This window comes from Mycobacterium sp. NGS64, from assembly GCF_059812245.1.
The window spans coordinates 944530-962312 of sequence record NZ_JCALCI010000001.1 but is presented as its reverse complement, the minus strand read 5'-3'; the positions used below and the strand labels follow the sequence as shown (position 1 = coordinate 962312).

The 17783-nt window shown below is 69.3% G+C and carries 17 protein-coding genes and 1 pseudogene; 4 read left to right on the top strand and 14 right to left on the bottom strand.

What is annotated here, in order from left to right:
• Positions 1-135: 135 nt before the first annotated feature.
• The 3 genes from smc to AC5Y4S_RS04790 all read right to left on the bottom strand — a co-directional run bounded on the left by smc (position 136) and on the right by AC5Y4S_RS04790 (position 4559).
• Positions 136-3735, bottom strand: a complete 3600-nt coding sequence (gene smc, locus AC5Y4S_RS04800) for a chromosome segregation protein SMC (protein WP_500030388.1) — start codon at positions 3733-3735, stop codon at positions 136-138.
• A gap of 121 nt (positions 3736-3856) precedes the next feature.
• The gene (locus tag AC5Y4S_RS04795) at positions 3857-4150 is read right to left on the bottom strand and encodes an acylphosphatase (RefSeq protein ID WP_500030384.1); all 294 of its coding nucleotides are present in this window, start codon (positions 4148-4150) and stop codon (positions 3857-3859) included.
• On the bottom strand, positions 4137-4559 hold the full coding sequence (locus AC5Y4S_RS04790; RefSeq protein WP_085184413.1) for an OsmC family protein: 423 nt from the start codon (positions 4557-4559) through the stop codon (positions 4137-4139). The genes AC5Y4S_RS04795 and AC5Y4S_RS04790 overlap by 14 nt, the downstream gene beginning before the upstream one ends.
• Positions 4560-4611: 52 nt before the next feature.
• On the opposite strand from AC5Y4S_RS04790, the gene AC5Y4S_RS04785 reads away from it, so the two are divergent.
• Entirely contained in the window at positions 4612-5388 is a 777-nt protein-coding gene (locus AC5Y4S_RS04785) for a PIG-L deacetylase family protein (protein WP_500030382.1), read from the top strand.
• Here AC5Y4S_RS04785 and mutM read toward each other — a convergent pair.
• The 4 genes from mutM to sepIVA all read right to left on the bottom strand — a co-directional run bounded on the left by mutM (position 5350) and on the right by sepIVA (position 8461).
• Entirely contained in the window at positions 5350-6249 is a 900-nt protein-coding gene (mutM, locus tag AC5Y4S_RS04780) for a DNA-formamidopyrimidine glycosylase (RefSeq protein WP_500030380.1), read from the bottom strand. The genes AC5Y4S_RS04785 and mutM overlap by 39 nt on opposite strands.
• Before the next feature lie 16 nt (positions 6250-6265).
• Positions 6266-6979 carry a ribonuclease III gene (gene rnc, locus AC5Y4S_RS04775; RefSeq protein ID WP_500030378.1) on the bottom strand — a complete coding sequence of 238 codons (714 nt, stop codon included), beginning with the start codon at positions 6977-6979 and terminating at the stop codon, positions 6266-6268.
• On the bottom strand, positions 6976-7593 hold the full coding sequence (locus AC5Y4S_RS04770; RefSeq protein ID WP_500030376.1) for a YceD family protein: 618 nt from the start codon (positions 7591-7593) through the stop codon (positions 6976-6978). Before AC5Y4S_RS04770 ends, rnc begins: the two co-directional genes overlap by 4 nt.
• 130 nt (positions 7594-7723) lie before the next feature.
• Positions 7724-8461 (bottom strand): cell division protein SepIVA, encoded by a 738-nt coding sequence (gene sepIVA, locus AC5Y4S_RS04765; RefSeq protein ID WP_067155092.1) that lies wholly within the window; start codon positions 8459-8461, stop codon positions 7724-7726.
• A gap of 353 nt (positions 8462-8814) precedes the next feature.
• Here sepIVA and AC5Y4S_RS04760 point away from each other — a divergent pair, with 353 nt between their 5' ends.
• Positions 8815-9996, top strand: a complete 1182-nt coding sequence (locus AC5Y4S_RS04760; RefSeq protein WP_500030371.1) for a permease — start codon at positions 8815-8817, stop codon at positions 9994-9996.
• Between the two features lie 19 nt (positions 9997-10015).
• Here the strand turns inward: AC5Y4S_RS04760 and coaD are convergent, their stop codons facing one another.
• Positions 10016-10498, bottom strand: a complete 483-nt coding sequence (gene coaD / locus AC5Y4S_RS04755; protein WP_068102018.1) for a pantetheine-phosphate adenylyltransferase — start codon at positions 10496-10498, stop codon at positions 10016-10018.
• Between the two features lie 4 nt (positions 10499-10502).
• Between coaD and AC5Y4S_RS04750 the strand changes: the two are divergent.
• Positions 10503-10571 (top strand): annotated as a pseudogene (locus AC5Y4S_RS04750) (16S rRNA (guanine(966)-N(2))-methyltransferase RsmD); the annotation flags it as partial.
• Positions 10572-10599: 28 nt separating this feature from the next.
• Here AC5Y4S_RS04750 and rsmD read toward each other — a convergent pair.
• The 4 genes from rsmD to AC5Y4S_RS04730 all read right to left on the bottom strand — a co-directional run bounded on the left by rsmD (position 10600) and on the right by AC5Y4S_RS04730 (position 13737).
• Positions 10600-11154 (bottom strand): 16S rRNA (guanine(966)-N(2))-methyltransferase RsmD, encoded by a 555-nt coding sequence (rsmD, locus tag AC5Y4S_RS04745; RefSeq protein ID WP_500030366.1) that lies wholly within the window; start codon positions 11152-11154, stop codon positions 10600-10602.
• Between the two features lie 4 nt (positions 11155-11158).
• Entirely contained in the window at positions 11159-11779 is a 621-nt protein-coding gene (locus tag AC5Y4S_RS04740; RefSeq protein WP_500032162.1) for a vitamin K epoxide reductase family protein, read from the bottom strand.
• An 11-nt stretch (positions 11780-11790) separates the two neighbouring features.
• Positions 11791-12549, bottom strand: coding sequence for a DsbA family protein (locus tag AC5Y4S_RS04735; protein WP_500030364.1), 759 nt, complete (start codon positions 12547-12549; stop codon positions 11791-11793).
• A gap of 75 nt (positions 12550-12624) precedes the next feature.
• Entirely contained in the window at positions 12625-13737 is a 1113-nt protein-coding gene (locus AC5Y4S_RS04730; protein WP_500030363.1) for an alpha/beta hydrolase, read from the bottom strand.
• A 259-nt stretch (positions 13738-13996) separates the two neighbouring features.
• On the opposite strand from AC5Y4S_RS04730, the gene AC5Y4S_RS04725 reads away from it, so the two are divergent.
• On the top strand, positions 13997-14842 hold the full coding sequence (locus tag AC5Y4S_RS04725; protein ID WP_500032159.1) for an aldo/keto reductase: 846 nt from the start codon (positions 13997-13999) through the stop codon (positions 14840-14842).
• A gap of 5 nt (positions 14843-14847) precedes the next feature.
• On the opposite strand, the gene AC5Y4S_RS04720 is transcribed toward AC5Y4S_RS04725, so the two are convergent.
• Both AC5Y4S_RS04720 and recG read right to left on the bottom strand, forming a co-directional pair.
• The gene (locus AC5Y4S_RS04720) at positions 14848-15558 is read right to left on the bottom strand and encodes an HNH endonuclease family protein (RefSeq protein ID WP_500030362.1); all 711 of its coding nucleotides are present in this window, start codon (positions 15556-15558) and stop codon (positions 14848-14850) included.
• Complete coding sequence (gene recG, locus AC5Y4S_RS04715; RefSeq protein WP_500030361.1) at positions 15555-17783, bottom strand: ATP-dependent DNA helicase RecG; 2229 nt, start codon at positions 17781-17783, stop codon at positions 15555-15557. Before recG ends, AC5Y4S_RS04720 begins: the two co-directional genes overlap by 4 nt.

Here is a 17783-nt window from a genome sequence, read left to right as displayed (position 1 = left end):
GCATTCGGTGTGTGTCCGGGGCACGGGGTGTGCGTCCTGGCCTTCGGGTGTTGCACCTGGGCGGGAAAATCGCCGGAATCGCGCCATCAGTTCACAACGAAAGCCGTCGGTTCACACTCACGTGCTCCCCGAGGTCTAAGAAGAGCTCGAGACCAGCTGCTCCACCTGCTGGCCACGCATCCGCTGAGAAATCACCGCGGTGATGCCGTCGCCCTGCATGGTGACGCCGTACAGCGCGTCGGCGACCTCCATCGTGGGCTTCTGGTGGGTGATGATGATGATCTGCGACTTGGCCCGCAGCAGCTCGAACAGGCTGATCAGCCGGCGCAGGTTGGTGTCGTCGAGCGCCGCCTCGACCTCGTCCATGATGTAGAACGGCGACGGGCGGGCCCGGAAGATCGCCACGAGCATGGCGACCGCCGTCAGCGCCTTCTCGCCGCCCGACAGCAAAGACAGCCGGGTGATCTTCTTGCCGGGCGGACGCGCCTCCACCTCGATGCCGGTGGTCAGCATGTCGTTGGGGTCGGTCAACCGCAGCCGGCCCTCGCCGCCGGGGAACAGCACGGCGAAGACTTCCCGGAATTCGCGTTCGACGTCGATGAACGCGTCGTTGAACACCTGCAGGATGCGCGCGTCGACGTCGGCGATGACGTCGAGCAGGTCCTTGCGGGCGGCCTTGACGTCCTCGAGCTGGGTCGACAGGAAGTTATAGCGCTCCTCCAGCGCAGCGAACTCCTCCAGCGCCAGCGGGTTGACCCTGCCCAGTTCGGCGAGTTCCTTCTCCGCCCGCTTGGCCCGACGCTCCTGGGTGGCCCGGTCGTACGGGATCGGAGCGGGCGCGAAAACCTGCTCGCCGCGCTCCTTGGCCTGCTCGTATTCGGCCATCTCGAGGTCCGTGGGCGGCAGCTGATTCTCCGGCCCGTACTCGGCGATCAGGTCGTCCGGCGACATGCCGAACTGCTCGAGCACCATCTGCTCGAGCTGCTCGATACGCATCGCCGCCTGGGCGTTGGCCACCTCGTCACGGTGCAGCGAGTCGGTCAGCTTGGCCAACCGCGCGCCCAGCGCGTTCACCTCGTCGCGCACCGTCGCCATCGCGGCAGTGCGCTGCTGGCGCTCGGCGACCAGCGCGTCGCGCATCGTCGACGCCGCGCCGACCACCCGGTCCAGCCGCGACGCCAGCAGCCGCCCCGCGTCGGCGACGGCCCCCGCCACCGCGGCCGCGTGCAGCCGCGCCGCCCGCGCCTGCTGGGCCCGCAGCCGCGCCTCGCGTTCGGCCGCGGCCGCTCGCCGCAGGGAGTCCGCCCGCCCGCGCACCGCGTTGGCGCGCTCCTCGGCGGTCCGCACCGCCAGCCGGGCCTCCACTTCCACGCCGCGGGCGCTTTCCGCGGCGGCGGCGATCTGCAGGCGGTTCGCGGGCTCGGCCGCCTGCACGTGCTGGGTCTCCTGGGCGTTGCGCAGCCGGGTTTCCAGCGCGGTGACCTCTTCGACGGTCTGCGCGCGCCCGGCCTCGGCCTCTTCGCGCTGGCGCAGCAGCCGGCTCCACTCCTCCTCGGCGGCCCGGGCTTCCTGCCCGAGCCGGCCCAGCTGCTCGTACATCGCCGAGATGGCGGTGTCGGATTCGTTGAGCGCCGCCAGCGCCTGCTCGGCGGAGTCCTGCCGCGCGATCTGCTCGGTCAGCGCGCCGGACAAGGCCGCGCTGAGCTGGGCCACCTGCGCTTCCGCAGCGGTCAGCTCGGCGCCGGCCTTGTCGATCTCCGAGGTGAGCTCCAGCGTGGACAGCTTGCGGTCGGAGCCGCCGCTCACCCAGCCGGCACCCACCAGGTCACCGTCGAGCGTGACCGCGCGCAGCTGCGGGCGCGCCGCAACCAGGTCCAGCGCCTCGCCGAGGTCGTTGACCACCGCGACACCGGAAAGCATGGCCGTCATCGCCCCGCGCAGCCGTTGCGGCGCCTCGACCAGATCGAGCGCCCAAAGGGCGCCGCCGGGCAGCGCGCCCGCGGGCGGGGGCTGATCGGCCGGCCAGTCGCCCAACACCAGGGCCGCGCGGCCGCCGTCGGCCTGCTTGAGGGCGGCGACGGCGGAACGCGCCGCGCCGAAGCTCTCGGCGGCCAGCGCGTCGGCCGCCGAACCGAGCACCGCGGCCAGCGCCGTCTCGTAGCCGGACCGCACCTTGACCAGCTTGGCGATCGGACCGAAAAGCCCTGTGCCGGCGTGGTTTTGCGCGAGCCACGCCGCGCCGTCCTTGCGCTCCAGCCCGACCGAGAGCGCGTCGATGCGGGCACGCAGCGACGCCACTTCCCGTTCGGCGCCGCGCTCGGCGGCCTGCAGCTCGGCGACGCGTTCGTCGGCCAGCCGCAACGCGGCCACGGTCCGCTCGTGGTGCTCGTCGAGGCCCACCTCGCCCTGGTCCAGTTCGCCGACGCGCGCCTGCACGGTCTCGAACTCCGCGCGGGTCTGTTGCGCGCGGGTGGCGGCCTCTTCGATGCGCTCGGAGAGCTTCGCGACGCTGTCGTCGATCGACTCGACGCGGGCCCGCATGGTCTCCACCTGCCCAGCCAACCGCGCCAGGCCCTCGCGCCGGTCGGCCTCGGCGCGCACCGCCGCCAGGTGGGCGCGGTCGGCCTCGGCGGCCTCGGCCTCACGCTCGGCCAATTCGGCGCGCGCGGCGTCCAGGCGGGTGCGCGCGGCGGCCAGCTCACCCAGCAGCCGCTGCTCGGTCAGCTCCACCTGCTGGGCCTCGGCCTCCAGCGCGTCCGGGTCGGTGTCGCTCGGCGTCACCGGCTCGACGTCGAGATGCTGCGCGCGTTCGCTGGCGATGCGCACCGTGGCGGCGACGCGCTCGGCCAGCGCGGACAGCCCGAACCAGGTGTGCTGGACCGATTCGGCCCGGCCCGAGAGCTCGGCCAGCGCCGTCTCGTGCGCGGCCAGCTCCTGCGAGGCCACCTCCAGGCGGGCGGCGGCCTCGTCGTGCTCGCGGCGCATCAGGGCCTCGGCCTCGAAGATCGCGTCGCGCTCCACCTGGCGGCTGACCAGGTCGTCAGCGGCCAGGCGCAGCTTCGCGTCGCGCAGGTCGGCCTGGATGGTCTGCGCGCGACGGGCCACCTCGGCCTGGCGGCCCAGCGGTTTGAGCTGGCGGCGCAGCTCGGTGGTCAGGTCGGACAGGCGGGCCAGGTTGGCCTGCATCGCGTCGAGCTTGCGGAGGGCCTTTTCCTTGCGCTTGCGGTGCTTGAGCACGCCCGCGGCCTCCTCGATGAAGGCGCGGCGATCCTCAGGTCGCGACTGCAGGATCTCGTCGAGCTTCCCCTGCCCGACGATGACGTGCATCTCACGCCCAATGCCCGAGTCGCTCAGCAGCTCCTGGACGTCCATCAAACGGCAACTGCTGCCGTTGATTTCGTATTCGCTGGCGCCGTCGCGGAACATCCGCCGCGTGATCGACACCTCGGAGTACTCGATGGGCAGCGCATTGTCGGAGTTGTCGATGGTGACGGTGACCTCGGCGCGGCCCAGCGGGGCCCGCGACGAGGTGCCGGCGAAGATGACGTCCTCCATCTTCCCGCCGCGCAGCGTCTTCGCGCCCTGCTCCCCCATCACCCACGCCAGGGCGTCGACGACGTTGGACTTGCCCGAGCCGTTGGGCCCGACGACGGCGGTGATGCCCGGTTCGAAGCGCAGAGTCGTCGGCGAAGCGAAGGACTTGAAGCCCTTCAGCGTCAGACTCTTGAGGTACACAGCGCGCCAGACTACCGCTCAAATCGCGCGGGTCAGCCCTCCCGACGGGGTGTCGGCGGGCTCGAAATTCACCTGTCGTTCACAGACGGACACACCGGTCACAGGCGCCACATCAGTCACGTCAGCGCTCGACGAATCCGGTGAACCGCTCCGTCGGTTCCGACCAGTCCGCGACCACTTTGTCAACGTGACCCGGCCTGGAAGGCCACCCGCCGCCGCCTTCCAGCAGCCGCAGCAATTTTTCGCCCGCCTCGCGCGGCCCCTGGGCCACCACCAGCACCCGGCCGTCGGCCTGATTGGCCGCGTAGCCGGTGAGGCCGAGCTCCAGCGCGCGGCAGCGGGTCCACCAGCGAAAGCCGACCCCCTGGACCCGGCCGTGCACCCAGGCGGTGAGCCGGACGTCAGGCTGGGGCATCTGAGACATCGGCGATCTCGAAGTTGACTTCCGTGCCGGACTTCAGCGTGCGCCCGACGGTGCAGACCAGGTCGACGGCCCGGTTGGCGACGACGAGCACGCGTTGTTTTTCCTCGTCGGAGAGCCCGGACAGGTCGAGCTCGAGCGTCTCCTCGAGCAGCGGATAGCGTTCCTGCTCGCGGTCGGCGGGCCCGGACACCTTGACGACGGCCTTGTAGTCGTCGCCGAGACGCCGGGCCAGCGGCTCGTCGGTGGACATGCCGCTGCAGGCGGCCAGCGCGATCTTGAGCAGCTCGCCCGGGGTGAACACCCCCTCGACATCCTCCGAACCGACCAGCACCTGCGCGCCGCGCGAGCTGTAACCGGTGTAGCGGCGCGATCCGGTCCGTTCGACCCACAGTTCCGTCATGGCTTCTTTTCTACCGGGCCGCCGTTGCGCCCCCGCGGGCATACTGCGTTGCATGGCCACAGTCGTCGCATTCCACGCCCACCCCGACGACGAGGTGATCCTGACCGGCGGGACCCTCGCGCGGGCGGCGGACACCGGACATCGCGTCGTTCTCGTCACCGCCACCGACGGCCGCGTGCACGACGACGACGACGATTTACGATTGGACGAATTGCGTTGCAGCGCGGACATTCTCGGGGTGCACCGGGTCGAGTGCCTCGGCTACGCCGACAGCGGCTACGGCCCCGAGTTTTACCCTGACCCACCCGGACGCGTCAGGTTCGGACGAGCCGACGTCGACCAGGCTGCAGAGCGGCTGTCGGCGATCCTTCGCGAGGAAGACGCGGATCTCCTGCTCAGCTACGAAGCCAACGGCGGCTACGGCCATCGCGACCACATCCAGGTGCATCACGTGGGCAAGCGGGCCGCCGAGCTCGCAGCGACTCCCCGTGTGCTGGAGGCGACGATGCCGCGCGAATTGCTGGTGCGAATCGGCAATCTCGCGCGCCTGCTGCGGCTACCGGCGCCCTACGAGCCGGAAATCGCCCGCACTGCGTACGCGCCAAAGGCGCGGATTACCCACCGGATCAACGTGTTCGGCTTCGCGCGGCACAAGCGCGACGCGATGGCCGCCCACCGCTCCCAAATCGGCAACTCGGCCGCGGCCGCGCGCGCATTCGACGTGCTGCTCGCGCTGCCGCCCCAGGCTTTTGGCCTGTTATTCCCGCGCGAATGGTTCGTCGATCCCGCGCTACCGGCGGGGCCGACGCGCCACGACATCTTCGACTGACTCGACACTCGAAACGCGCGGCCGCGGTTGGCAACTCGGGCAGTAGAACGAGGAACGGTTCATGAACTTCTCCCGGCGTATGAGCGCGCCGCAGCGCCGGCAGGGTTCACCTTCGCGGCCGTACGCATCGAGGGATCGGTCGAAGTACCCCGACTCGCCGTTGACGTTGACGTAGAGCGAGTCGAACGAGGTCCCGCCCTTGGCCAGCGCATCGCGCATCACGGCGCCGGCGGCGTCCAGCACAGCGGTCAGCTGCCGGCGGCTCAGCGTGTCGGCGATCCGCGCGCCGTTCACCTTGGCCCGCCACAACGCCTCGTCGGCGTAGATGTTGCCGATGCCCGACACCACCTGCTGATCGAGAAGCTGCCGCTTGATCTCGGAATGCTTGCGCCGCAAGACCTTTACCACCGCGGCGGCGTCGAAGCGGGGATCCAGGGGGTCGCGCGCCAGGTGGGCGACCGGCTGGGGAACCACGCTGCCGTCGACGCTGACCAGGTCGGCGAGCATCCACCCCCCGAACGTCCGCTGGTCGGCGAAGCTCAGCACGGTCCCGTCGTCGAGCAGCGCGGAGATCCGCACGTGGTCGGCGCGCGGCACCTTCCCCAACAGCATCTGCCCGCTCATGCCGAGGTGGACGACGAGCGCCGCGTCCGGGTCGTCGAGCAGCAGCCACAGGTACTTGCCGCGCCGGTCGGTCCCGGTGATCTTCGCGTCGAGCAGCCGGGCGGTGAGGTCGGCGGGGCCGGCCTCGTGGCGGCGCACCGCGCGGGGATGATGCACCCGGACCGCGGTGATCCTCTTGCCCACGACGTGGGCCGCCAAGCCTCGGCGCACCACCTCGACCTCGGGCAGTTCGGGCATTCAGCGGGCCATCGATTTAGGCAGAGGTTTTTCCCGCGGTGTCCAGCGCTTCGAGCGCTTTCCAGGTCGCGGCGGCGGCCTTTTGTTCGGCCTCCTTCTTGGAGCGGCCCACACCCGACCCGTATTCGGTCTCCATCACGACGACCACCGCGGTGAACTCCTTGTCGTGGTCCGGCCCGGTGGAGGTGACCACGTACGACGGTGCCCCCATGCCTCGCGCCGCGGTGAGCTCCTGCAGGCTGGTCTTCCAGTCCAGCCCGGCCCCCAACGTCGGCGCGGCGTCCAGCAGCGCGCCGAACAGCCGCAGGATGACCTCGCGCGCGGTTTCGATGCCGTGCTGCAGGTAGATCGCGCCCAGCAGCGACTCCATGCCGTCGGCCAGGATGCTCGACTTGTCGGCTCCGCCGGTGTTCGCCTCGCCCCGGCCGAGAAACAAGTGGACGCCGAGGCCCTCCTCGGACAGGTTCCGCGCGACGTCGGCCAGTGCCTGGGTGTTGACCACGCTGGCCCGCAGCTTCGCCAGGTCACCTTCGGACCGGTCGGGATGGCGGTGGTAGAGCTCGTCGGTGATGGTCAGGCCCAACACGGCGTCGCCCAGGAATTCCAGGCGCTCGTTGGTGGGCAGGCCGCCGTGCTCGTAGGCGTAGCTGCGATGCGTCAGGGCCAGCGACAGCAGCTCGTCGGGCAGCTCGACCCCGAGCGCCTCGAGCAGGTCTTGCCGCGACGTCACCGCTGGCCCCCCGGCGTGTCGTCCGGTTCGGGCGGCTCGCGCAACATGTCGGCCAGCTTGGACCATCGCGGGTCGATGCGATCGTGGTGATGGCCGGGCTCAGCCGCGAGCGCAACACCGCATTCGGGGCACAGCCCCGGGCAATCCGGCTCGCACACCGGTGCGAACGGCAGCTCCAGCCCGACGGCGTCGATGATGGGCTGCTCGAGGTCGATGGTGTCGTCGACGATGTGGCCGACCTCATCGTCCCTGTCTTCCCCCAAAGTCGCCTCGGTCGTGCTGTCCGGGTAGGCGAACAGTTCGGTCAACCGGACCTCCACCCGCCCGGTGACCGGCGTCAGGCAGCGGGAGCATTCGCCGACGGTGGGCGCGGCCACCGTCCCGGTGACCAGCACGCCTTCCGACACCGACTGCACCTGCAGGTCCAGTTCCAACGGGGCGGCCCGATCGATCGCGATCATGTCCAGTCCGATGCGCGACGGGCTGGGCAGGGTCTCGCGCAGGGTGACCATCGCGCCCGGACGCCGCCCCAGCCGGGTGATGTCGATGGTCATCGGCGCGGCCGACCGTGGCGCTACCCCACCGGTCCTAGTGCTGCTGTGCTGCCGCGTCATAGAAGAAATCCTACGGCGCCGCGCGCGTAATGAAAGTGCGCGATGAGCCGCGGTGCTGACGGCGGCGACCCGTCCCCCAGCTGCGCGGGGGTACCCCCAGCGCCCGGCTGGGACGCGCTCGCGATCGCCGTTAGCGGGTCGCGTAGTCGTGGGTGCCGGCGGCCGTGCGCAGCTGGTGGCGGCCGCGCCCCACCGACCGCAACGTGCCGTTGAGGAACTCCTCGAACTCGGCGAGCTTGTTGTCGACGTAGATGTCGCACTCACCCCGCAGCCGGTCGGCCTCGGCGTGCGCGGTGTCGATGAGGCGGGTGGCCTCGGCGTTCGCCGCCTCCACCACGCTGTTCTGCGAGACCAGGCGCTGCTGCTCCTTGATGCCCTCTTGCACGGCCTTCTCGTAGGAGATGTTGCCGTTCTCGATCAGCCGGTCGGCCTCGGCCTGGGCGCGGCTGACGCTGGCCTCGTACTCGCGTTTGGCCGCCGTGGCGATGCGCATCGCCTCCTCGCGAGCCTCCCCGACCATCCGCTCGCTGTGCTGGCGCGCCTCGCTGACCATCCGGTCGGCCTGCGCCTTCGCGTCGGACAGGAGCCGGTCCGCCTCGGCGCGGGCGTGGTTGAGCATCGACTCCGATTCGGTGGTCGCCGAGGAAACCATGGATTCCGCGTGCGACTTGGCGTCCTGCAGCATCGAGTCGCGCGCGTCGAGCACGTCCTGGGCGTCGTCCAGCTCGCCCGGGATCGCGTCCTTGATGTCGTCGATCAGTTCCAGCACGTCACCGCGGGGCACGACGCAGCCGGACGTCATGGGCACGCCACGCGCCTCTTCGACGATGGCGCCCAATTCGTCCAGCGCTTCAAAAACTCGGTACACGGCCATACCCTCCTGGCGTCTTGCCGAAAAAACTCGTTGTTACCAGTGTGCCTGTTGTTACGTCTGTGACACCGGTGGCGCGGCCGGTGTGTCGGGCATTTGCCCTCCGGGCCCGTTCGCCACCAGTGAATTCCATAGAAAATGCCCGTTCACGCCGTTTCCGCGGGCCCGACAGCCGCGCGAGGTTGTTCCGTCCATATTCTTTGCCGGCCCCCGCACCGATTTGCCGCCATTCTAGGGACCGCGGCCGGTCCCGCGCTTAACTGGCCTTCACCGCGATTGACATATACCCCCTAGGGGTATAGAGTCCGGACAGAAATCCCTCAAATCACGCAACCGAAGCGGAGGCCTCGATGAGAGCGCTGGCAGCGGTGGGTCACGCCCTGGGCTTGGCGGGGTCAATGACGTGGGAAATCCTGTGGGCATTGATCCTGGGCTTCGCGCTGTCCGCGGTGGTGCAGGCCGTGGTGCGCCGTTCGACGATCGTGAGCCTGATGGGCGACGACCGGCCGCGCACGCTGGCGGTGGCGGCGGGGCTGGGGGCCGCTTCGTCGTCGTGCTCCTACGCCGCGGTGGCGCTGGCCCGCTCGCTGTTCCGCAAGGGTGCCAACTTCACCGCCGCGATGGCGTTCGAGATCGGCTCGACGAACCTCGTGGTCGAGCTGGGCATCATCCTGGCGCTGCTGATGGGCTGGCAATTCACCGCCGCGGAATTCGTCGGCGGCCCGGTGATGATCGTGGCGCTCGCCGTGCTGTTCCGGCTGTTCGTGCGGTCCCGGCTCGTCGATGCCGCCCGGCAGCAGGCTGAGCGCGGAATCGCCGGCTCGATGGAAGGCCATGCCGCCATGGACATGTCGATACAAAAGGAGGGCTCGTTTACCCAACGGCTCTTCTCCCGGGAGGGCTTCACCGCGGTCTCGCATGTGTTCGTGATGGAGTGGTTGGCGATTCTGCGCGACCTCGTCCTGGGCCTGCTGATCGCGGGTGCCATCGCGGCATGGGTGCCCGAAAGCTTTTGGCGGCTCTTCTTTTTGAGCGACCACCCCGGCTGGTCGGCGGTGTGGGGGCCGATCGTGGGGCCGATCGTCGCGATCGTGTCGTTCGTCTGCTCGATCGGTAACGTACCGCTGGCCGCAGTGCTGTGGAACGGCGGCATCAGCTTCGGCGGCGTCATCGCGTTCATCTACGCCGACCTGCTGATCCTGCCGATCCTGAACATCTACCGCAAGTACTACGGCACCAGGATGATGCTCACGCTGCTCGGCACCTTCTACGCCGCCATGGTCGCCGCCGGATACCTGGTCGAATTGCTGTTCGGCACAACGGGTCTCATCCCCAGGCAGCGCAACGCCACGGTGATGGAGGCGTCGATCTCGTGGAACTACACCACCTGGCTCAATATCGCCTTCCTCGTCATCGCGGCCGTCCTGATCGTGCGGTTCGTCACCTCGGGCGGGCTCCCGATGCTACGGATGATGGGCGGATCCCCCGCGGCGGCGGAGGGCCACCACGATCACAGCCGTCAGTGCGACTGAGTGCGCCGGGTTGCCCGGGTCACGGCCGGGCCGAAAGCTTTTCGCGCAGACGGCGATTCACCGGTTCGGGTAGCAGCTCCGACACGTTTCCGCCCAGCATCGCGACCTCTTTGGCCAACGACGAGGACACGAACGAATAGCGCGGCGTGGTGGCCACGAAAAACGTGTCCACACCGGCGATGTGCTTGTTCATCTGTGCCATCTGCAGTTCGTATTCGAAGTCGGTGCCGGTGCGCAGGCCCTTGACGATCGCGGTCATGCCGCGCGCCCTGACGAAGTCGACCACCAGACCCTGCCCGGCCTCCACCCGCAGGTTGGGCAGGTGCGTCGTCGACTCCTCGATCATGGCGATCCGCTCGTCGAGATCGAACATGCCCTTCTTGGCTGGGTTGACCAGGATCGCCACGACCACCTCGTCGAATTGGGCCGACGCGCGTTCGAAGACGTCGATGTGGCCCAATGTCACCGGGTCAAAAGAACCGGGGCATACCGCGCCGCTCATAGCGCGCGCCGGCGACGATGCAGTGGGGGCACCTCCCGCTTGCGGGGGACGGAGCGATGAGGAGAAGCGGCGCCCATGTCGACTGACGCTACACGCCGGGCTCACCCAAATTCGGCCAGCTCCAGGCGGGTGTCGCCGTAGACGCGCTCGGGCCACGCCGACCAGCCCGCGGGCCACGTCAGCGCCGCGCCGCCGGCCGCACGCTCGACCGCGGCAACGGTTCCGTCGCGCACCCAGCCGTGCGCGGTCAGCGCGGCCAGCACGGCGTTCACCTCCGCGGCGGCGACGTCGTAGGGCGGGTCGGCCAGGACCAGGTCCACCGGGGACGCGGCCCCGGCCGCCACGACGGCCGCTACCGCGCCCCGGCGCAGGGTCGCACCGGGCAGCCCCAGCGCCTCGATGTTGCGCGCGATCACCGTCGCGGTGCGCTGGTCGGACTCCACGAAGAGCGCGGATGCGGCCCCGCGCGACAGGGCCTCCAGCCCCAGCGCGCCCGACCCGGCATATAGGTCGAGCACCGCCAGCCCGGTCAGGTCGCGGCGCGCGGTGACGATGTTGAAGAGTGATTCGCGCACCCGGTCGGTGGTCGGCCGGGTTCCCCGCGGCGGGACGGCGATGCGCCGGCCCCCGGCGATGCCGCCGATGATCCGGGTCACGCGTTCACAACAGCGTCGACCAGTAGTCCCAGAACCGCACCATGATCAGCAGAAACACCGCCGTGTACCACAGCGCGGCGATCGACCACCGCCACTGGTAGAGCACCCGCAGGCCACCGGTCTGCAGCGCCGGACGAAACGCGATCGACGCGGTCACCACCAGCAGCGCGATGGTGACCACCCAGACCACCATGCAGTACGGGCACAACGCCCCGATGCGATACAGGCTCTGAAAGATCAGCCAGTGCACGAACACCGAACCGAGCAGCACCCCGGCCGTCAGCCCGACCCAATACCATTGCGGCAGACGGACTTTCGCGACGGCCAGGACGCCAGTGACGATCACCACCGTGAAACCCACCAGCCCGAGCAGCGGGTTGGGAAATCCCAGCACCGACGCCTGCGGCGTCACCATCACCGAGCCGCACGACACGACCGGGTTGATGTTGCACGACGGCACGTACGACGGGTTGAGCAGGAGGTCGATCTTCTCCACCGTCAGGGTCATCGACGCGGCCAGGCCGATCACCCCCGCGATCAGCACCCACCACGCGCTGGGCGCGGGCACCCGGCTCGGCGAATCCGGCGTCGCCTCGCCGCCATCCTCGGCGGGTTGCGCGGACACCGGGGCGGTCGTCACGCCGCGGGAGCGACGGCGGTGTCCAGGCCCGGCACGTCGCCGACTATCGACTTGATCTTGCCGACCAGCGCGTCGGGCGTCGACGGCTCGTAATCGGCGCCGTTGATCTTGATGGTCGGGGTGGCGTTGATCTTGGCGGCCGCCGCCTCGCCCGTGACCTTGGAAAGGTACTTGCCGCTGTTGATGCAGTCCGGGACCTTGCCGGCGGCGCCGGCTTCGCGGGCGAGTTCAATGAGCCGCGCGTTGTCGGGGAAGCTGGTGCCGCGCTCGTTGGGCTGGATGTCGGTGCTGTACAGCGCGCTGTGGAAACGGCGGAACGCGTCCATGGATTCGTCGGCGACGCACATGGCCGCCGCGCCCGCCCGCGACGAGTAATTCTGGTTCCGCTGGCTGTCGAGGATCGCCACCATGGAGTAATCGGCGGCGATGGCGCCGACGTCGATCAGCCGGGAGACGGTCGGCCCGAAAGTGCGCTCGAAGTTACCGCACGCCGGGCACAGGAAGTCTTCGTAGAACGTCACCACGGCCTTCGGGTTGCTGGTCCCCGGCTGGGTGACCAGCTTGCTCGACGTCACCCGCACCGTGTCGCCCTCGCCGGTGGCGCCGGGCTTCTTCTTGTGGCTGACGGCCCAGTAGACGACGCCGACCAGCAGGAGTACGACGATCGCGGTGCCCGCGACCTGGAGGAGCCGCCCGGATTTCCCGGTGCCGGACTTCAGGTCGTAGCGCGGGGGGCGTTTGGGTTTGTCGGCCACGGGTTCGCTGATCCTTTGTCACGGTGATGCACGCTTGAGAGGCGCCTCTAGCGTACCGGCGTGACGCCCGGTGACTCAGGCGCGGCTCAGGTGGGCGCGCAACGCCGAAATCAGTTCGCTGGTCCCGACGGCGCTGTCGCCGCCCAGCTGGAAAAGGTTCACGAAGCCGTGGGTCAGCGAGCCCATGTAGCGCAGGTCCACCGCGGTCCCGGCGGCCCGCAGGGCCGCGGCGTAGGCCTCGCCCTCGTCGCGCAGCGGGTCGAAGCCGCCGACGGCGATCAGCGCGGGCGCCAGGCCCGACAGCGACTCGGCCAGCAGGGGCGACAGCCGCGGATCCGCCGGGTCGATCCCCGAGCCCCGCAGGTACTGCGCCTGGAACCAGTCCATGTCGCGGCGGGTCAGCAGGAAGCCGCGGGCGAACAGGCCCATGGACCGGGTTTGCGCCGTGAAGTCGGTCCGCGGGTAGATCAGCCACTGCAGCACCGGGGCGGGGCCGCCCTCGTTTCGCGCCAGCTGGGCGACGACGGCGGCCAGGTTGCCGCCGGCGCTGTCGCCGCCGACGGCGACACGCCCGGGGGCCGCGCCGAGTTCGGCGGCGTGCTCGTGCGCCCATTGGAAGGCCGCGTACGCGTCCTCGACCGCTGCCGGCGCCGGGTGCTCGGGAGCCAGCCGGTAGTCGACCGACAACACGTGGATGCCGGCGTCCCGACACGTCAGCCGGCACAGCGGGTCGTAGGTGTCCAGGTCGCCGATCACCCATCCCCCGCCGTGGTAGAAGACGAGCAGGGGTGCCTCCGTCCCGTCAGCCGGGCGGTAGTGGCGCGCGCGGATCTGGCCGGCCGGCCCCGGCAGCGAGATCTCGTCCACCTCGACGTGAACCTGCGGCCCGGGCAGGGCCGCCGTCGTCTCGCGCAGCTGGGCGCGGGATGCAGCCGCGTCGTCGTCGACCACCAGGCCGTCGATGCCGACGGCGTGCAACCCGGACAGCATCAGCTGCAGCGTCGGGTCCAGCGTGTTGCCGTCGATGATCACCGAGCGGCCGCCGAACAGCGCCCGCTTGGCCGGGGTCGGGATCCAGGGAATGACCTTGACGCCGATCGTGGAGACGGCACCCTGCACGCGGCTCGTCCACCGCATCGATGCGCGTTTGGCTCCGAGGTCGAGGTCCACCGCGAGACTCTTGGCCATGACTTTCTCCTGCTCCCCTCGTCACACCCGACGACGGTTGTCCGATACCCGTCTATACCCGGCGCGCCGTCCGACCAACTCTACGGACGCCGGCGAGACGAGCGGGGAACAGGGCATGCCCGCGCGGGCGTCGCTCACGTCGCTTTTGCGGCTGGGTAATATCGTGATCCCCAAGTCGGTGAACCCAAACGGATTGTGAGAGATTTCGGCGGCGGATCCGAATCCACGGACCATCAATTTCACAGGTAGGTGAATGACGTTGACTCGGGAGTCGGGCGCCGCCATACCGTCGATAGCTCTCAATGACGAAAACACCATCCCGGTGCTCGGCCTCGGCGTCGCCGAGTTGTCGGAGGACGAGACGGAGCGCGCGGTGTCGGCCGCGCTCGAATTCGGCTGCCGGCTCATCGACACGGCCGCCGCCTACGGCAACGAAGCCGCCGTGGGCCGCGCGATCGCGGCCTCCGGGATTCCGCGCGCGGAGCTGTTCGTCACCACCAAGCTGGCCACCCCGGACCACGGTTTCAGCAAGGCCCCGTCGGCCTGCATTGCCAGCCTGGAGCGTCTCGGCCTGGACTACGTCGACCTCTACCTGATTCATTGGCCGGCCCCGGCGCAGGGGCTGTTCGTCGACGCCTTCGGCGGCATGATCCAGTCCCGCGGGAACGGGCATGCCCGCTCGATCGGCGTCTCCAACTTCACCGAGGACCAGCTGTCCACGGTGATCGACCTGACCTTCGTCACCCCGGCGGTCAACCAGATCGAGTTGCACCCGCTGCTCAACCAGGACGGGATGCGCAAGGCCAACGCGCAGCACAACGTCGTCACCCAGTCCTACACGCCGCTCGCGCTGGGCAAGCTGATCGACAACCCGACGGTGACCTCGGTGGCCGCCGAGTACGGGAAGACGCCGGCCCAGGTGCTGCTCCGGTGGAACGTGCAACTCGGCAATTCGGTGATTTTCCGCTCGAGCAACCCCGAGCGCATCGCCAGCAATTTGGACATCTTCGATTTCGAATTGGCCGGCGAACACATGGATACGATCAACGGCCTCAACGACGGCACCCGGCTGCGCCCGGACCCGGACACCTACGACGGCTCTTAGCCGGGCTACCCCGCCGGGCAGGTGGCCGCGGCCTGCCGCAGCACCCCCGCCGACGGCTGGTCGATCGGCAACTGGTAACCGCGCAGCACGGCGATGAACTGCATCGCGTACTGGCACGCGAACGCGGCGTTCGGCGGCATCCACTGGGCCGGCGGCGAATCGCCCTTATCCTGGTTGGCCTGGCCCTCGACGGCCAGCAGGTTGGCCGGATCGTTCGCGAAGCGCAGCCGCTCGGGAAGCGGCCAGCCGTACGCCCCCATGTCCCAGGCGTAGGCCAGCGGGACGATGTGGTCGATCTGCACCGCCTCGCCGACCTTGGCGCCGCGCTGAAATATCACGGTGGTGTTGGTGTACGGGTCGTGCAGGGTGCCGGTCGCCACCGCGTTCGGGCACCGCTTGATCGAGACGTAGGTCTTGTCGACGAGGTCGCGGTCCAGGATGTCGTCGCGGGTGTCACACCCGTTGTGCCCGAGCGGGGCGTCGTTGTTGTCGTCCCAGGCGTCGCCGAACGCCGCGCGGCGGTAGTCATAGCGGTGGGCCCGCTCCGGCAGCACCGCGACGCCCGCGAGCACATCGGTGCCGGGTTGCACCGTGGGGACGTCGGCGCGGGCGGCGACCTCCGCATGCTTGGCCGAGAGCGACCCCAGCGTCTGGTAGGCAACCAGCACCGCGAGCACCGCGGCCGCCGACAACCACAGCAGCAGCTTCCGGTTCACGCCTTGTCCAAGTATTCAATCCGGTCGGTGTCGGTGAAACGCGCCGCCAGCAGGGCCAATTCGGGGTTGGCCGGATCCCGCTCGTAGGTCCGCACGCAGTAGTCGCGGGCGGCCTCGATGTACGTTCCGTGATCGGCCAGCGACAGCAGCCGCAACGTCACGGCCCTGCCGGATTGGTTGCGGCCCAGCACATCTCCCTCGCGGCGTTCCTTGAGATCCAGGTCGGCGAGGGCGAAGCCGTCCATGGTCTCGGCCACGGCACGCAGCCGCCGGCCGGCCTGCGAATCCGCCGCGACCCAGCTGGCCAGCAGGCACAGGCTCGGATGCTCGCCCCGCCCGATGCGGCCGCGCAGCTGATGCAGCTGGCTGATGCCGAACCGGTCGGCGTCCATCACCAGCATGATCGTGGCGTTGGGGACGTCGACACCGACCTCAATGACGGTGGTGCACACGAGGACATCGACGTCACCCGCCCGGAAGGCGGCCATCGCGGCGTCCTTCTCGTCGGCCGACAACCGCCCGTGCATCAGGGCCAGCCGCAGGTCCGCCAGCTCCCCGGAGCGCAATCGGTCGAACAGCCCCACCGCGGTCGCCGACGGACGACGGCCCTCCTCCTTTTCCTTTTCCTTTTCCGGGTCGTCGGTCTCGTCGATTCGCGGCGCCACCACATAGACCTGGCGGCCCGCGGAGACCTCCTCGATGATGCGATGCCAGGCACGCTCGAGCCAGGTGGGCTTGTCGCCAATGAAGATGACGTTGGTGGCGATCGGCCGGCGCCCGCGCGGGAGCTCGCGCAGCGTCGAGGTCTCCAGATCGCCGTACACCGTGAGCGCGACGGTCCGCGGTATCGGCGTCGCGGTCATCACCAGCAGGTGCGGCGTGATCCCCGCGGGAGCCTTGGCGCGCAACTGATCCCGCTGCTCGACACCGAACCGGTGCTGCTCGTCGACCACCACCATGCCCAGGTTGTGGAAGTTCACCGCGTCCTGCAGCAACGCGTGGGTGCCGATGACGATGCCGACCTGACCGCTCGCGACCTCATCGCGGACCTGCTTCTTCTGCGCCGCGGTCATCGAGCCGGTCAGCAGCGCCACCCGCGTCGCGTTGTCCGCCCCGCCCAGCTGGCCCGCCATCGCCAACTCGCCGAGGACATCGCGGATCGACCGGAGGTGTTGCGCGGCAAGGACTTCCGTGGGCGCCAGCAGCGCACACTGGTAGCCCGCGTCGACCATCTGCAGCATCGCCAGCACCGACACGATCGTCTTGCCCGAGCCGACCTCGCCCTGCAGCAGGCGGTTCATCGGGCGGGTCGCCGCCAGCCCGTCGGACAGCACGGCGAGCACCTCGCGCTGCCCCGCCGTCAGCTCGAAGGGCAACCGCCGCAACAACTCCGCGGCCAGGCCGTCCTCGCGTCGCGGTGCCGGGGGGCCGGATTGCGACAGCTCGCCGTGCCGGCGGGCGACCAGCGCCCACTGCAGGCCGACGGCCTCGTCGAAGGTCAATCGCTCACGCGCCCTTTGTCGTTCGCGCTCGTCCTCGGAGAGATGGATTGCCCGCAGCGCCTCGTCCTCGGAGATCAAACCGAGTTGCTCTCGCAGGTCTTCAGGCAGCGGATCGGGCACCGGATCGAGGACGTCGAGCACCTGGCGGACGGTCGCGAAGATGTCCCAACTCTGCAATTTCGCGCTGGCGGGATAGATCGCGAAGAAGCGACGTTCGTACGCATCTACGACCTCTTCGGCCGTGCTGGCTCGTGACGCGCCTGCGATTTTCGCCAGCGACTTGGTGCCGTGCGCCTTGCCGTCCGGCGAATCGAGGATGAGGAAGGCGGGATGCGTGAACTGCATCGTGCCCTTGTAGTAACCGACTTCCCCGGACAACATCACCTTGGTGTGCTTGGTCAGCTCCTTGCTGATCCAGCCGGCGTTGAAAAACGTCGCCGTCACCTTGTTGCGGCCGCTGCCAACGGTGATGCGGCAGTACTTCTTCTTCGGGTCCTTGTTCATCGACTTCGTGAAGGCATCCGTGATGACGTCGACGATGGTGATGTGCTCGCCCTCCTCGGGCCGCTCGTCGCCGAAGCCCCACAGGCTCGCGCCTTCGGAGTAGCCACGCGGATAGTGGCGCAGGAGATCGTCAACGGTCCGGATGCCGAATATCTCGTCGAGCAGCTTGACCACCTTGCCGCCTACGACGAAGGTCAGCCGGTCGGAAAGCGACGCCAC

Coding starts and splice junctions, on each gene's coding strand:
- AC5Y4S_RS04785 (WP_500030382.1), top strand. CDS start 4,612: ATGGCCACAGTCGTCGCATTCCACGCCCACCCCGACGACGAGGTGATC.
- AC5Y4S_RS04795 (WP_500030384.1), bottom strand. CDS start 4,150: ATGCCCCAGCCTGACGTCCGGCTCACCGCCTGGGTGCACGGCCGGGTC.
- coaD (WP_068102018.1), bottom strand. CDS start 10,498: ATGAGCGGCGCGGTATGCCCCGGTTCTTTTGACCCGGTGACATTGGGC.
- AC5Y4S_RS04730 (WP_500030363.1), bottom strand. CDS start 13,737: ATGGCCAAGAGTCTCGCGGTGGACCTCGACCTCGGAGCCAAACGCGCA.
- AC5Y4S_RS04790 (WP_085184413.1), bottom strand. CDS start 4,559: ATGACGGAACTGTGGGTCGAACGGACCGGATCGCGCCGCTACACCGGT.
- AC5Y4S_RS04770 (WP_500030376.1), bottom strand. CDS start 7,593: ATGACGCGGCAGCACAGCAGCACTAGGACCGGTGGGGTAGCGCCACGG.
- AC5Y4S_RS04760 (WP_500030371.1), top strand. CDS start 8,815: ATGAGAGCGCTGGCAGCGGTGGGTCACGCCCTGGGCTTGGCGGGGTCA.
- mutM (WP_500030380.1), bottom strand. CDS start 6,249: ATGCCCGAACTGCCCGAGGTCGAGGTGGTGCGCCGAGGCTTGGCGGCC.